The sequence below is a fragment of the Pseudomonas bubulae genome, assembly GCF_037023725.1.
Classification (GTDB): domain Bacteria; phylum Pseudomonadota; class Gammaproteobacteria; order Pseudomonadales; family Pseudomonadaceae; genus Aquipseudomonas; species Aquipseudomonas bubulae.
In genome coordinates this window covers 4654917-4668047 of the sequence record NZ_CP146077.1, presented here as the reverse complement: position 1 = coordinate 4668047, position 13131 = coordinate 4654917, and the positions used below count along the sequence as shown (strand labels likewise).

At 56.2% G+C, this 13131-nt stretch carries 13 protein-coding genes; 7 read left to right on the top strand and 6 right to left on the bottom strand.

Annotated elements, in window-relative coordinates:
- Positions 1-31: 31 nt before the first annotated feature.
- From V6L81_RS21460 to V6L81_RS21435, 6 genes are read right to left on the bottom strand one after another with little or no spacing between them, the layout of a single operon-like run.
- On the bottom strand, positions 32-658 hold the full coding sequence (locus V6L81_RS21460; RefSeq protein ID WP_095018188.1) for a riboflavin synthase subunit alpha: 627 nt from the start codon (positions 656-658) through the stop codon (positions 32-34).
- Positions 658-1446, bottom strand: a complete 789-nt coding sequence (locus V6L81_RS21455) for a bifunctional 2-polyprenyl-6-hydroxyphenol methylase/3-demethylubiquinol 3-O-methyltransferase UbiG (RefSeq protein WP_165484566.1) — start codon at positions 1444-1446, stop codon at positions 658-660. The genes V6L81_RS21460 and V6L81_RS21455 overlap by 1 nt, the downstream gene beginning before the upstream one ends.
- A gap of 16 nt (positions 1447-1462) precedes the next feature.
- On the bottom strand, positions 1463-2335 hold the full coding sequence (locus tag V6L81_RS21450) for a 3-keto-5-aminohexanoate cleavage protein (RefSeq protein WP_095001395.1): 873 nt from the start codon (positions 2333-2335) through the stop codon (positions 1463-1465).
- 5 nt (positions 2336-2340) lie between these two features.
- Positions 2341-2985: a GTP cyclohydrolase II RibA gene (gene ribA / locus V6L81_RS21445; protein ID WP_232527636.1), complete on the bottom strand. Its 645-nt coding sequence runs from the start codon at positions 2983-2985 to the stop codon at positions 2341-2343.
- Positions 2986-2999: 14 nt separating this feature from the next.
- Positions 3000-4397 carry an MFS transporter gene (locus V6L81_RS21440; RefSeq protein ID WP_095020558.1) on the bottom strand — a complete coding sequence of 466 codons (1398 nt, stop codon included), beginning with the start codon at positions 4395-4397 and terminating at the stop codon, positions 3000-3002.
- Positions 4394-5839: a gamma-glutamyltransferase gene (locus V6L81_RS21435; protein WP_176464959.1), complete on the bottom strand. Its 1446-nt coding sequence runs from the start codon at positions 5837-5839 to the stop codon at positions 4394-4396. Before V6L81_RS21435 ends, V6L81_RS21440 begins: the two co-directional genes overlap by 4 nt.
- Before the next feature lie 425 nt (positions 5840-6264).
- Between V6L81_RS21435 and prfB the strand changes: the two genes are divergently transcribed.
- The 7 genes from prfB (at position 6265) to V6L81_RS21400 (ending at position 13066) form a co-directional block, all read left to right on the top strand.
- A protein-coding gene (gene prfB / locus V6L81_RS21430; RefSeq protein ID WP_130872011.1) for a peptide chain release factor 2 occupies positions 6265-7360 on the top strand; the annotation gives its coding sequence in 2 pieces (ribosomal slippage) (positions 6265-6336 and positions 6338-7360; 1095 coding nt in all).
- A 112-nt stretch (positions 7361-7472) separates the two neighbouring features.
- Positions 7473-8975, top strand: coding sequence for a lysine--tRNA ligase (lysS, locus tag V6L81_RS21425; RefSeq protein WP_095001277.1), 1503 nt, complete (start codon positions 7473-7475; stop codon positions 8973-8975).
- 170 nt (positions 8976-9145) lie between these two features.
- Entirely contained in the window at positions 9146-9850 is a 705-nt protein-coding gene (locus V6L81_RS21420) for a TetR/AcrR family transcriptional regulator (RefSeq protein ID WP_095001278.1), read from the top strand.
- A 12-nt stretch (positions 9851-9862) separates the two neighbouring features.
- Positions 9863-10411, top strand: a complete 549-nt coding sequence (locus tag V6L81_RS21415) for a hypothetical protein (RefSeq protein ID WP_095026621.1) — start codon at positions 9863-9865, stop codon at positions 10409-10411.
- A gap of 25 nt (positions 10412-10436) precedes the next feature.
- The gene (locus V6L81_RS21410) at positions 10437-11714 is read left to right on the top strand and encodes a flavohemoglobin expression-modulating QEGLA motif protein (RefSeq protein WP_095001280.1); all 1278 of its coding nucleotides are present in this window, start codon (positions 10437-10439) and stop codon (positions 11712-11714) included.
- A 117-nt stretch (positions 11715-11831) separates the two neighbouring features.
- Complete coding sequence (locus V6L81_RS21405; RefSeq protein ID WP_138738570.1) at positions 11832-12743, top strand: alpha/beta hydrolase; 912 nt, start codon at positions 11832-11834, stop codon at positions 12741-12743.
- Positions 12740-13066 carry a hypothetical protein gene (locus tag V6L81_RS21400; protein ID WP_029611547.1) on the top strand — a complete coding sequence of 109 codons (327 nt, stop codon included), beginning with the start codon at positions 12740-12742 and terminating at the stop codon, positions 13064-13066. Before V6L81_RS21405 ends, V6L81_RS21400 begins: the two co-directional genes overlap by 4 nt.
- Positions 13067-13131 lie beyond the last annotated feature (65 nt).

Below are 13131 nucleotides of genomic sequence, written 5' to 3'. Positions count from 1 at the left end.
ATGGCATCAACGACGACTGCTTTGCCGTACGCTACAGGTTTCCTGGGAGCAGGCGGGCCAGGGTAGTCCTAAGGGTATCCACCAGGGTGCGGGTGGTCTGGTCGATTTCGATATTGACCCGGTCACCCACCCGCAAGCTGCTCAAATTGGTCAGGGCGAGTGTTTGCGCAATCAGGTTGACCGTCACCCAGTGCCGCTCTTCGTCCAGGCTATCGATGGTGAGGCTGCAGCCATGCATACCGACAAAACCCTTTTTGAACAGGTAGGCAAAGGTCGACGCATCCAGCTGGAGTTGCGCAGTCACCGTTTCGCCCAGTGGCTGCCACGACACGACCTGCGCGGTACTTTCAACATGGCCGTACAGTGCGTGCCCGCCATTCTCATCGCCAGTTCGATGTGAGCGTTCAATATTGACCTGCTCATCGATACTCAAGTGTTTGAGTGTCGTGATTTCGGCCGTTCGGTGAGAAATATCAAACGTCGCGGTGCCTGCAGAGTAGGCAACGACGGTCAGGCAGGTGCCGTTGACCGACACGCTGGCACCGATATCAACGTTTTCGAATAGAGACGCTTTCTGGGCCAGGACGATACGTTTGTGCCCAGCCTGCGTGTGCACCGACAGCACCCGGGCAGTGCCTTGAACAATTCCGGTATACATCAGGCAGCCCTCCTTTTAAGCAGCATCAAGCCAGTGGAATACGCGGTTTTGTATTCTGCGGCGCAATAGTGCTCATAGAGTTTTTGATAGTAAGCGGCGATTGCCAGGTCGCGGACGCTTTCTTCGAACTGGCCATAGACCACGGAGCCGCTACCCAGGTGCCAATCCCTGAAATCTTCAAACGTCTTGAAGTGCACGGGTTCCTCGATACGGTGCGAGCGAATGATCTCGAAACCGTGAAGTGCCGTGACAAGGGAGTGCCTGTTGAACCTGAAATCATCGAATACCACGGGCTCGGCAATACAGGGGTATTGCTGGCGGATAGCGGTCAGCACCCGCTCCTGGATCGATCGCTCACCTTGTACATAATCGAAGTCGAACGCACAGGATAAATATAAGTAACCGCCCGGTTTCAAAGCCCTGAATAATTTATCGATAACAGTTTGTTCGTTGGGAATAAACCAATGCAGGCAGGCGGCACAGACGGCTGCGTCAAACGCTGGCCAGTGTTCGAGGGGACAGTCCAGGAAGTCGCTGACCATAAATCTGATATTGGGTGCTGCATGAGCGCGGTTGGCGTACGCAATCATGTCAGCGGAAATATCAATGCCCACGTACTGCTCAATCTTTTCTTTGTCCGTGAAGAGCAGGGTATTACCGGTTCCGCACCCGACATCCAGCAATGTGCCTTGGGGGGGCGCGAACGACAGCAATAGTTTCAAACAGCGTCTCTGCAGGTTTTTGGAGGTGCGTTGATAATTTTCGGGAGTAAACCAGACATTCTCCATTTTCTGTTTCCTCGTATCAGTCAACGATAGGGGGCAAGCCATAGCGACCTTGTCCAGGTTGCAGTCCTAGTTGTTCCCTGACCTGCCTGGGGGTGGCGGGTGTCAACTCCTGCAGGTTGGCAATGGCGGTGATGCGCTCGAGCAGGCTGCGATTACTCGCCAGGGTGGTGCGTTTATGGTCGAGCCAGATATTGTCTTCAAGGCCGATGCGGATGCCGTGACCAGAGGCGAGAGCCAGGGTATTGCTGCGCAGTTGATAGCTGCCCAGCCCGGCGAAAGAACTGACGACATTGCCCGGCAGTGAGCTGGTAATGGCTGCCATGTGCGCAAAACTGGGCTGTGCGCCAAAAATATTGCCCAGCAAAATATTGGCGTAGACAGTGGGCGGCATTAACGATTTTTTGATCAGGCAATGCAGGTAGTTCGACATGCCGCTATCAAATATCTCAACCTCGGGCGAGATGCCTTTTAGCGCCATTTGTTCGGCGAGGTAGTTGATTGTCGCCGGGGCATTAATGCTGGGCTGCGTGGAAAAGTTCATGGACGACAAGGTCAATGAACCCATATCGGGTTTTGCGTCACCGTCCAATGACAGGGGCAGCGCTCTGAGAGTTGGATCGGAAATGTTTCGACCACTGAGTGAGGCGCATAAAATCAGTTGTTTATTATATTTTCTGATGCCTTCGAAGAGAGTGGCAAATGTGTTGAGGTCGCAGGTCGGTTCGCCGGTTTTTTGATCCCTGGCGTGCAGGTGAGCAATGGACGCACCCAGTTCGGCGGCCATCAATACATCGTCGATAATTTCTGAGGTGCTGATGGGTGTGTGGGGGTTCATCTGCTTTGTCGGTAGCATGCCTGTAGGTGAAAAATTCAGAATGTAAGTGCTCATTGCGATCACCATTTTTTGTTTTTCAAGTTGATCGTATGGTGTTTTTTATTGATTTTGCTGCGCAGGTAGTCCTCGTTTTCGACGGTCAGGAAAACCCCGGAGGGCAGGGTGGTATTGATGGTGATATCGCAATTTTCCAGGGCCAGGATTTTTGCCGGGTTGTTGGTAATCAGGTCGATGTGATGAATATGCAGGGCCTTGAGCATGGCCCCCGCACTTTCAAACTCTCTCAAGTCATCGGCGTACCCGAGCATCTCGTTGGCAGTGAAGGTATCAATGCCCTGGTTTTGCAGCAGGTAGGCATCGAACTTGGAGTACAGGCCAATACCGCGCCCTTCCTGACGCAGATAGATCAATACGCCACCCCCTCGCGCGGCTATTTGCGACAGGGCTTCTTTGAGCTGGGCGCCGCAATCGCAACGCTTTGAGCCGAATACATCGCCTGTCAGGCACTCGGAATGAACCCGGGTGAGTACGGGAGTGGTTTGACAGTCACCAATCAATAGCGCGAAGTGTTCTTTATCGACACCTTCAAAGGACACAAATCGGGTGAGTTGAGGAACGCCCTCTATCGGAATTTCAACGGTGGTTTTCAACGTCAATGCTTTCATCTTCAGCTCCTTGCGTAACACCACATGAGTACGGGACATACCCAGGTTTTCCGTTAATCGGACTTGAAGTGCATGGGGTCGATATGGCTCCTGTTTGAGTTGGGCAGGCGCAGTGCGCCCAGCACGGTAAGAAGTGATGCAAGCGTCACGGTGGACATGCCGATCGTGAAGAACGGCAGGTGTTCGGGAATAAAGAAAGCACTCAGAAGGGCAGGTAGTGCCTGGCCGATCAGGGCGTTGTGTTGCATCACCGAACTGATCAGGATATTGGCGTGATGCATGCGGTGCTGTTGCACATTGCGCAGTGCGGTGGATGAGTAGCCGAGAAATTGAAATGAGCGTGCGCAACCGTGTAGAAAACACATCAACCACAGTGCCGGTAGTTGGTTGAGCAGTGGCGGGAAAAGAAACAGGCCCAACGTGACGGATGTCGTCAGTGCCGAATAGATAAAATAGCGTTTCAGGCAGCGGCAGCCTGTTAATAGCCGGGCTGCCACGGGTTTTGAAACAAGGTTGCCGGCGAAGATAAACAGCAGGCAGTGGCCAATCGAAACGGGCGAATAATTCGAATTTTTCATGAGGTGAATAATCAGCAGCGTTGGAAATGCATAAATGCTGATACGGAACAAACTGCCGGAGAGAATGTTGAACTTGAACGCTGGATCATTGAGCAAGGACAGATCAAACAATTGCGCCTTCGCGTGCTGGTGCAGCCTTGTGCAAAGTCGTTTGCTGCCATAGAGCATTGCACCTGCGGCCAGAACGCTGCAGAAGAGCCAGTTATTTGAAGCCGCCATAAACATCATGAACAAGGCCGATGAGGACAGTGCCCATAGTGCGTAGGCATGTTTATCAAGCTGTAAACGCGGGGTTTCAGGGGCAGGCAGTGAGTACAGGGTGATGCGGCAGGCAATAATCAATCCTGCGGCAAAGAGTCCGATAGAGGCAAAAATCAGTCGCCAGTTGCCGATGTTTAACAGCAGGTTGGCCATATAGGGGGCAACCATCGGGGCGACGAGCGCAGGCGCAATCAGCCAGGCCATGGTTTTGGGAATGGCAATCTTCGGGGTGTTGGCCAGGATCAAGGCTCGTCCGGCAGGTACCACCAACGCACTGCCAAAGCCCTGGACAAGGCGGGCGATGCACAGCAGGTAAATATTCTGGCTGATGGCGCAGGCCAGGGAGGCGAGGCAAAAAATCGCCAGGCCGCACAGGAATTGTTGGGCAAGCGCGAAACGGTTGAACAAATGCCCGCTCAGGGGCAGGAACAAGACCAGGGCCAGTAGATAGGTGGCCAGTGACAGTGTCACGCCGCTGATGCTGGCGCCCAGGTCGTTGGCCATGGGGATGATGGCCATCAGCATGATGGTTGCATCCAGTACTTCCAGAAAGAAAGCACTGGCGACAGTCAGTATGGCTGCATGGCCTGAACCGCAACTGTGAGCCTTCATACCGCCAGCGCCACACCGCTGCCACGAGGGTCTGCAGCGGCGAACACCTGACCGGTCAGGGTGTTGATGCCAGCCAGCTGTACCACCCCGAATTTATCGGATAGCCCGTGAGTACAGGTAAATATCGGGTTCGTTTGTGCGGATTCGCTTAAATAGGTAATGCCGTTTGTCTTCGGGTGCCGGCCCAGATTGGCAAAGCGCGGGCTCGACAGCGCGGTTTGAACCGGGCATTGCTCAGCGATAATTTTGTAGATGACGTACGCCAGTGTCTGGGACTGCACAGGCCCCCCGGATGTACCAATGATAAATTCCAGGTGATCGGTGGTGACGCGCACGCAGTTGGTGGTGTGTTTGGCGGCTGTGTTGCCTTTGAAGGTCGAACCCAGATGGGGGCCATTGAATGAGAATGCCCGGTTGCTCAGGATAATGCCTGTGTCATCGATCTCGAACAGTGACCCCAGGGGGGTAAAGATCGAGTTGGTTATGCCGGTCAGGGTCCCGTCGGCCTCGGCACATGCCATAAAGATGGTGTGGGAGGGTTTGGACAATTGAGGCACAGGTTCGGGGTTGTCGAATTTGAGCTGTTGATAGATCAGGGCGGCCTGTTGGCTCAGGCTGTCATCGCTGTGCGTCTCTGAAGAAAGCGGCGATGCCACCCAGCTGTCGATCAGCCCGGCTGCCGTACAGAGCTGTGCCGGTGTGAGCAAGGCCGTGTCTTCGGCACTCCACTGGTAGACTTTCAAGAGCAGGAACAGCTCTTTCCATGGGCTGTTACTGCCATGCGCCGTGACATTGGCGTGCATGAAGGTGGTTTTTTTTACTTCTGAGGGGTTAGGGGTAAAGTCGGAAAAATCTTCAGGTGTATACAAATGCGGGTCGCAGGTCGACAGCGCGTCAAATACCTGCGCCGCCAACTGCCCCCTGTACATGGATGCAAAACCTTCACGCGCCAAAGTGGCCAGGGTTTGACGGTAGAAGGGCGCTGGATCTTGCTGTTGAATAAAGTATTTGTTCCATTGTGAAAACCGTGTCTGTCTGAGTGAGTCTTTAGTGCTGTTATCAAACGCCTGAATCAAACTGCTGGACGCCACCACGCCATGTTTCAAGTCATTGTCGTGCAGGTGTTTAAATACGCCGTTCAAGTCGATGTCATGTAGGCGTGTATAACGATCATAAGCTGAAGGGCAGCCATAGATCATGGTGCTGTAAATCCCTCTGCGAGGAATTGATACAAGGCCTTTATGCAAGTAGTTGTCGTGATGCTGGTGAAAACCTGTTCTGCCCGTTCCGTTGAAGATGGCCAGATTATGGGGGGTTGATTGCATGATAATTGCGTCGCCTCCCAGGCCGCATAAGTGCGGGAGGTTATACGTCAGTGACACGGCTGCACTTAATAAGGCATGCGGGGTCGCCCCTGATGTTAGATAGGCCTGCATGGCCATCATCGAGGACTTGAAGTGGGGGGTCGCTATACCGAATGAGTGACCGTTCGCTAAGTTCGACATGGGGCTGCCATTTAATTATTGGTTGTTCGGATATGGCGTGTGGGTATCAGGGAATCAGGTGTTGTAAGTGTGTTGTAGGTATAGCGGTGCAGGTTTTTAAGTGCAATTATTTGGCGTGTAGTACTTTTCTCTCAAATTGGGTAATTATTCCTATGTAGTATTCAAACTTGTCGTACGGCTGAGATGGCCTCGTCTTTCAGATGTAATTCTGTGCCCATAATCGTGTGCGACGTATCGCTCATCGAAGAAGGCTTGCGACCTGTTGTCACTGGCCACATAACCCCGCCAGGCGGGCTGCTGATACGCTCGGTTTACGGTATACTCCCCGGCTTTGTAAAAATCGCCTGAGAGTGCCGCCAGCCATGGAAATCAACCCGATCCTTAACAGCATCAAGGACCTGTCAGAGCGCTCCGAAACCATTCGGGGGTATCTTTGACTACGATCAAAAGCATGAGCGTCTGACCGAAGTCAATCGCGAGCTTGAAGATCCGAGTGTCTGGAACAACCCTGCATACGCCCAGGAACTGGGGCGCGAGCGCTCCCTGCTGGCGCAGATCGTTGAAACCCTCGATGAGATGCACACAGGCCTGGCCGATGCCAAAGACCTGCTGTTGATGGCCGCCGAGGAAGAAGACCAGGGCGCCGTCGATGACGTGGCCGCTGAAGTTGAACGCCTGCGCGAAGCCCTTGAAAAACTCGAATTCCGCCGCATGTTCAGTGGTGAGATGGATGCCAACAACGCGTACCTGGACATCCAGGCTGGCTCCGGTGGCACCGAAGCGCAAGACTGGGCCAATATCCTGCTGCGGATGTATTTGCGTTGGGCCGACAAGCGCGGCTTCGATGCCACCATCATGGAACTGTCCGCCGGTGAAGTTGCCGGTATCAAGGGTGCAACCGTTCATATCAAAGGCGAATACGCATTTGGTTGGTTGCGCACCGAGATTGGCGTCCATCGTCTGGTACGCAAAAGCCCGTACGATTCGGGCAACCGTCGTCATACCTCGTTTTCGGCTGTATTCGTTTCGCCGGAAATCGATGACAACATCGAAATCGACATCAACCCCTCTGACCTGCGGATCGATACCTATCGCTCCTCCGGAGCGGGTGGTCAGCACGTAAACACCACTGACTCGGCCGTACGTATCACTCACGTGCCGACCAATACCGTGGTGAGCTGCCAGAACGAACGTTCCCAGCATGCGAACAAAGACACCGCGATGAAAATGCTGCGGGCGCGTCTTTACGAGCAGGAAATCCAGAAGCGCAATGCCGCTTCCCAGGCCCTGGAAGACACCAAGTCGGACATCGGCTGGGGTCATCAGATCCGCTCGTACGTTCTCGACGCCTCGCGGATCAAGGATTTGCGTACCAATATCGAGCGCAGCGACTGCGACAAGGTGCTCGACGGCGATATCGACGAATACCTGATAGCCAGCCTGAAACAAGGGCTGTAAGTCGGCAACAAAACGTGTGCGAAGCCAGTGCGATGCCCAGAGGGTGCGCCAAAGCCCGCTTCCCCCTGCCGCAAGGCGGGGGCAACAGAACTGTGATGGAATTTTTAAAGACATGAGCGACCAACAACTCGACCCGCAAGACCTGCAACAGGAAGAAAATGCCCTGATCGCCCTGCGCAAGGAAAAGCTTGCTGCCGTGCGTGCCAAGGGCAATGCCTTCCCGAATGACTTCCGCCGTGACAGCCTCTGCGCTGACCTGCAGAAGAAGTATGCGCAAGCGTCCAAGGAAGAGCTGGCCGAAGCCGCCATTCCGGTGAAGGTTGCCGGTCGCATCATGCTTAACCGTGGCTCGTTCATGGTGATCCAGGACATGACCGGTCGCATCCAGGTCTACGTCAACCGCAAGACCCTGCCGGAAGAAACCCTGGCCGAAGTAAAAACCTGGGACCTGGGCGACATCATTGCCGCTGAAGGCACCCTGGCCCGCTCCGGCAAAGGTGACCTGTACGTTGAAATGACCAGCGTGCGCCTGCTGACCAAATCCCTGCGTCCGCTGCCGGACAAGCACCACGGTCTGACCGACACCGAGCAGCGCTATCGCCAGCGTTACGTTGACTTGATCGTTAACGAAGACGTGCGTCACACCTTCCGTGTACGTTCGCAAGTGATTGCCCACATTCGCAGCTTCCTGATGGCACGCGACTTCCTGGAAGTCGAAACGCCGATGCTGCAAACCATCCCGGGTGGCGCTGCGGCCAAGCCGTTTGAAACCCACCACAATGCCCTGGACATGGACATGTACCTGCGCATCGCGCCGGAACTGTTCCTCAAGCGTCTGGTGGTGGGTGGTTTCGAGAAAGTGTTCGAGATCAACCGCAACTTCCGTAACGAAGGCGTGTCGACCCGTCACAACCCTGAATTCACCATGTTGGAGTTCTACCAGGCTTACGCCGACTACGAAGACAACATGGACCTGACCGAAGAGCTGTTCCGTGAACTGGCGCAGCTGGTTCTGGGCACTACAGACGTACCGTACGGTGACAAGGTGTTCCACTTTGGCGAACCGTTTGTGCGTCTGTCGGTATTCGACTCGATCCTCAAGTACAACCCCGAGCTGACCGCTGACGACCTCAACGACATCGACAAGGCTCGCGCCATCGCCAAGAAAGCCGGCGCCAAGGTGCTGGGCTTCGAAGGTCTGGGCAAGCTGCAAGTGATGATTTTCGAAGAGTTGGTCGAGCACAAGCTGGAGCAACCGCACTTCATTACCCAGTACCCGTTCGAAGTGTCGCCGCTGGCCCGTCGCAACGACGAGAACCCGAACGTTACTGACCGTTTTGAGCTGTTCATCGGTGGCCGTGAAATCGCCAACGCCTACTCCGAGCTTAATGACGCAGAAGACCAGGCAGAGCGCTTCATGGCACAGGTAGCCGACAAGGACGCCGGTGACGACGAAGCCATGCACTACGATGCCGACTTCGTCCGCGCCCTGGAATACGGCATGCCGCCGACTGCCGGTGAAGGTATCGGTATCGACCGTCTGGTGATGTTGTTGACCAACTCACCGTCGATTCGCGACGTTATCCTGTTCCCGCATATGCGCCCGCAAGCGTAACGATGCAGAATAAGAAGCCGCCGTTAAAGGCGGCTTTTTATTGCCTGGCATGCAGCCAGCAGAATAATCAGGAGAGTTTGTGGGAGCGAGCCTGCTCGTGAAGGTGGCTTTCGCGAGCAGGCTCGCTCCCACAGTTTCGGTAACGCCGCTCAATTCAGAAGGAATCTGTGATGCCTCCTCAAGGCGCAGCAAATGTTGCGGTGGCGCTTGCCCAAAGTGTCGAATACCAGGGTCGCAAGGCCAGCCGGCATGGCAGCGAGCAGCGCCGCCAGTTGATTCTCGATGCTGCCATGCGCATCGTCATACGCGACGGCGTGCGGGGCGTGCGCCATCGGGCGGTGGCCGCCGAAGCGGGGGTGCCGTTGTCGGCAACCACGTATTACTTCAAGGATATCGATGACCTGATCAACGACACCTTCGCCCAGTATGTGGAGCGCAGTGCGGCCTTTATGGCCAAGTTGTGGCAGGGCACCGAAGGCAAGTTGCGGGAAATGATGGCCCAGGGCGATGGCAGCCACCGGGCGCGGGGGCTGCTGGCCGATGATATTGCACGGATGACCGCCGATTACCTTCAGCGCCAACTGCTCACCCGCCGCGACCAGTTGATGGCCGAGCAAGCTTTTCATCAGGCCGCATTGATCAACCCGCGGCTGGCGGTGCTGGTACGTGCCCATCAGCAGATTTTCCTGCAGGGTGCCGGGCAGATCTTCGAAGTGCTAGGCTCCACACAACCTCAGCAGGATGCCAAAGTCTTGACGGCGATTATCGGTCGGATGGAATATCAGGCCCTACTTGATGGCGCGCAGCCCGAGGCGGATGACGACCGTCTGGCTATTCTTACGCGTTACATGCACTTGGTGTTGGCCGCTCTATAGAAGGATGCAGGCATGAAAGTTTGGCGCGTGATGCTTATGGCATTGTCGTTTTTGATGTTGAACGGCTGTCTCGTGACCTTCAGCCAGGCCCCGATCGAGGCGCAGCCGGCACCCAAACAGCTGCTGGGCAAATGGGTCAGCAAGGATGCCTGGGGCCAGGCGCGCAATCTCGATATCAGTGCCATCGACAAAACACGCTACCAGGCCGTCGTTTACCCCAAGGGCGAACCCAAGGCCCGTGAGCGCTATGTCTTTATCGTCGCCCGCCACGGCAGCCGCTGGTATGCCTCGGCCGCGATACCGGCCAAACTGGGCGGCAACCATACCCTCAGCGGATTTGAGCTGACCGATAACGGCGAACTGGTGATCTACGATCTTGACCTGGATCAGATCAAGCAGGCCATTGGCCAGTCCGCGTTGAACGGTGAGCCGGTGGAAACCGCTGAAGGGACGGGTACCCTGATCAAAAGCCCGTCGGCTGAAGTCTTTGCCTATCTGGATGACCCGGCCAATTCCGACGTATTTGTCGAAGCGGCCCGCTATAAACGTGTGGCCAAATAACGCTGTTAACTGAAGGAAGCTGCCGGTGGACGACTACCAGCGCACGATACGCACCTTGTCTGACCGCATCGTGTTGGCACAGACACCGATCCGCGTGCTGGATGCGGTGAAGTGGGATGACAGCATCCGCCAGGGCTTTTTAAAGGCCAAAGGCAAGGCCATGCCTGCAGTTGATCGCGACTATTACCTGGGCCGGCCACTGGCTTTTGATTCGGCGGCGGTGAAGTCCGAGTTCCAGAACATCGAGCGGGATATCACCCGCCAGTTGGGGCAATTCAACCCGGTCGGGCAGATCATGCGGCGCATGTGCAAGGAATACCGCATGGTGGTGCGCATGCTCGAAGCACGTGGCACCGAGGATTTCGGGCTTATTTCCCAGGAGCTGTATGGCGCCGCTTCCGATGCGTTTCATGCTGGCGATCCGACCCTGGCTGACCTGGGCCTGATGATGTCCGATTACCTGGACAACATCGACGGGCGCGGGGCGCTCAAGGACGAAGCCAAGATCCTGACCGCCAAGGATGCCGTGAATCTGCTGCAAAGCCGCCTGAACAAGGTGTTTGGCGAGGCTGAAGAAACCATCCGCGTGTTCGAGTCCGACGGTATCGTGGCAGATGCGGCGGCGGGTGCCGATTACATCAAGATCCGTACCGATGCGATGTTCAACGAACGCGACGTGCGCGCCCTCGAAGTCCACGAAGGGCTGGTGCATGTGGGCACCACGCTCAATGGCCTGAACCAGCCGATCTGCACCTTCCTGTCCAAGGGGCCGCCTTCTTCCACCGTGACCCAGGAAGGCCTGGCAATCCTGATGGAAATCATCACCTTTGCCTCCTACCCCAGTCGCCTGCGCAAACTGACCAACCGAACCCGCGCCATCCATATGGTGGAGGAGGGCGCAGATTTCATGCAGGTGTACGAGTTTTTCCGCGAGCAAGGCTTCGAGATGCCAGAAAGTTATGGCAACGCGAGTCGGGTTTTCCGTGGGTCGGTGCCAAATGGACTGCCATTCACCAAAGACTTGTCCTACCTCAAGGGCTTCATCATGGTTTACAACTACATTCAGCTGGCCGTACGTAAAGGCAAGCTGGAACAAGTGCCGCTGCTGTTCTGTGGCAAGACCACCCTGGAGGACATGCGAACCCTGCGTCAGTTGGTGGATGAAGGCCTGGTGGTAGCGCCCAAGTACCTGCCGGACCAGTTCCGCGACATGAACGCGCTCTCGGCCTGGATGTGCTTCAGCAACTTCCTCAACCATTTGAGCCTTGACCGTATCGAAGCGGATTACTCCAACATTTTGTGAACCCTGTGGGAGCGGGCTTGCTCGCGATACAGGCGCTGCGGTGTTTCAGTTGAACCGCGTCGATGCCATCGCGAGCAAGCCCGCTCCCACACTCACTCGTTCAGGCGAATCGTTCTGATGAAAACCCTGGCTGCACTCTGCCTGCTGTTGACCCTCAGCGGATGCAGTTCCCTGTTGTTCTACCCTGAGCCCGGCCAGCCGGTTACCCCGAAGGCCGCTGGCCTGGATTATAGCGATGTCACCCTGACTGCCGCCGATGGCACGCGCCTGCACGGTTGGTGGCTACCGGCCAAGAAAGGCGTGCCGCTCAAGGGCACGGTGCTGCATCTGCACGGCAATGGCGGCAACCTGGCTTACCATCTCGGCGCCACTGCCTGGTTGCCGGAGCAGGGTTATCAAGTGCTGATGCTCGACTATCGCGGTTACGGCCTGTCCCAAGGAGAGCCCGGGCTGCCGGCGGTGTATCAGGACATCGATGCCGCTTTTGACTGGTTGCAGCATGAGCCGCAAGCCCGGGGCCTGCCGCTGATTGTGCTGGGGCAAAGCCTGGGCGGCGCCATGGGCATCCACTACCTGAGCGAGCACCCGCAGCAGCGCGCGCGAGTCAAGGCGGTGGTGCTCGATGGCGTGCCGGCCAGTTACCGCGAAGTGGGGCAATTTGCCCTGAGTACGTCCTGGCTGACCTGGCCGCTGCAGGTGCCGCTGTCCTGGCTGGTACCGGATGCCGACAGTGCTCTTTACGCGATACCGAACATGGGCGACACGCCGATGCTGATCTTCCACAGCCTCGATGATCCCATCGTGCCGCTTTCCAATGGCCTGCGCCTGTACCAGGCTGCGCCACCGCCCAAGGTGCTGCAACTGACCCGTGGCGGCCATGTTCAGACGTTTGCCGACCCGACCTGGCGTCAGGTAATGCTGCGTTACCTGGATGACCCGCAACATTTCAATGGCGTGCGGCGCCTGGGCGAAATTGCCAATTACCCCGCGTCACCGAACACCGAACTTGAATCCGAGAGCCAACAATGAGTGAAGAACGCAACGCCATCCCCCTGATCATCACCGGTATCTGCAGCATCATCGGCACCGTGGGCGCCCTGTGGTACTACGGTTACCTGCATTTTGCCAAGCCCGAGGACGCCTTGCTGCTCAGCGACTTCACCATGCTCAAGACTATCCCGGGGGAGGACTATAAGGTTTCGCTCACGCCGGCCAACCAGGTGGCGCAGTGCATCGACGGCATCATCGTCTTGTTCGATACCGAGCAAAAAGGCCTGACCGGTGTGCTGGTCAACAACAAGAAACAGGCCGTACGTTGCCTGGGCCAGGAAACGCCGAAGCTGGAGCAGTAACGTTCTGTTGTGGGAGCGGGCTTGCTCGCGATTGAATCGCCTCGGTATGCCTGACGAACCGCGCT

Bases quoted from the DNA above. Each gene is read 5' to 3' on its own strand.
- V6L81_RS21460 (WP_095018188.1), bottom strand. From the start codon at position 658: ATGTATACCGGAATTGTTCAAGGCACTGCCCGGGTGCTGTCGGTGCAC.
- V6L81_RS21455 (WP_165484566.1), bottom strand. From the start codon at position 1,446: ATGGAGAATGTCTGGTTTACTCCCGAAAATTATCAACGCACCTCCAAA.
- V6L81_RS21450 (WP_095001395.1), bottom strand. From the start codon at position 2,335: ATGAGCACTTACATTCTGAATTTTTCACCTACAGGCATGCTACCGACA.
- ribA (WP_232527636.1), bottom strand. From the start codon at position 2,985: ATGTCCCGTACTCATGTGGTGTTACGCAAGGAGCTGAAGATGAAAGCA.
- V6L81_RS21440 (WP_095020558.1), bottom strand. From the start codon at position 4,397: ATGAAGGCTCACAGTTGCGGTTCAGGCCATGCAGCCATACTGACTGTC.
- V6L81_RS21435 (WP_176464959.1), bottom strand. From the start codon at position 5,839: ATGGCCATGCAGGCCTATCTAACATCAGGGGCGACCCCGCATGCCTTA.
- lysS (WP_095001277.1), top strand. From the start codon at position 7,473: ATGAGCGACCAACAACTCGACCCGCAAGACCTGCAACAGGAAGAAAAT.
- V6L81_RS21420 (WP_095001278.1), top strand. From the start codon at position 9,146: ATGCCTCCTCAAGGCGCAGCAAATGTTGCGGTGGCGCTTGCCCAAAGT.
- V6L81_RS21415 (WP_095026621.1), top strand. From the start codon at position 9,863: ATGAAAGTTTGGCGCGTGATGCTTATGGCATTGTCGTTTTTGATGTTG.
- V6L81_RS21405 (WP_138738570.1), top strand. From the start codon at position 11,832: ATGAAAACCCTGGCTGCACTCTGCCTGCTGTTGACCCTCAGCGGATGC.
- V6L81_RS21400 (WP_029611547.1), top strand. From the start codon at position 12,740: ATGAGTGAAGAACGCAACGCCATCCCCCTGATCATCACCGGTATCTGC.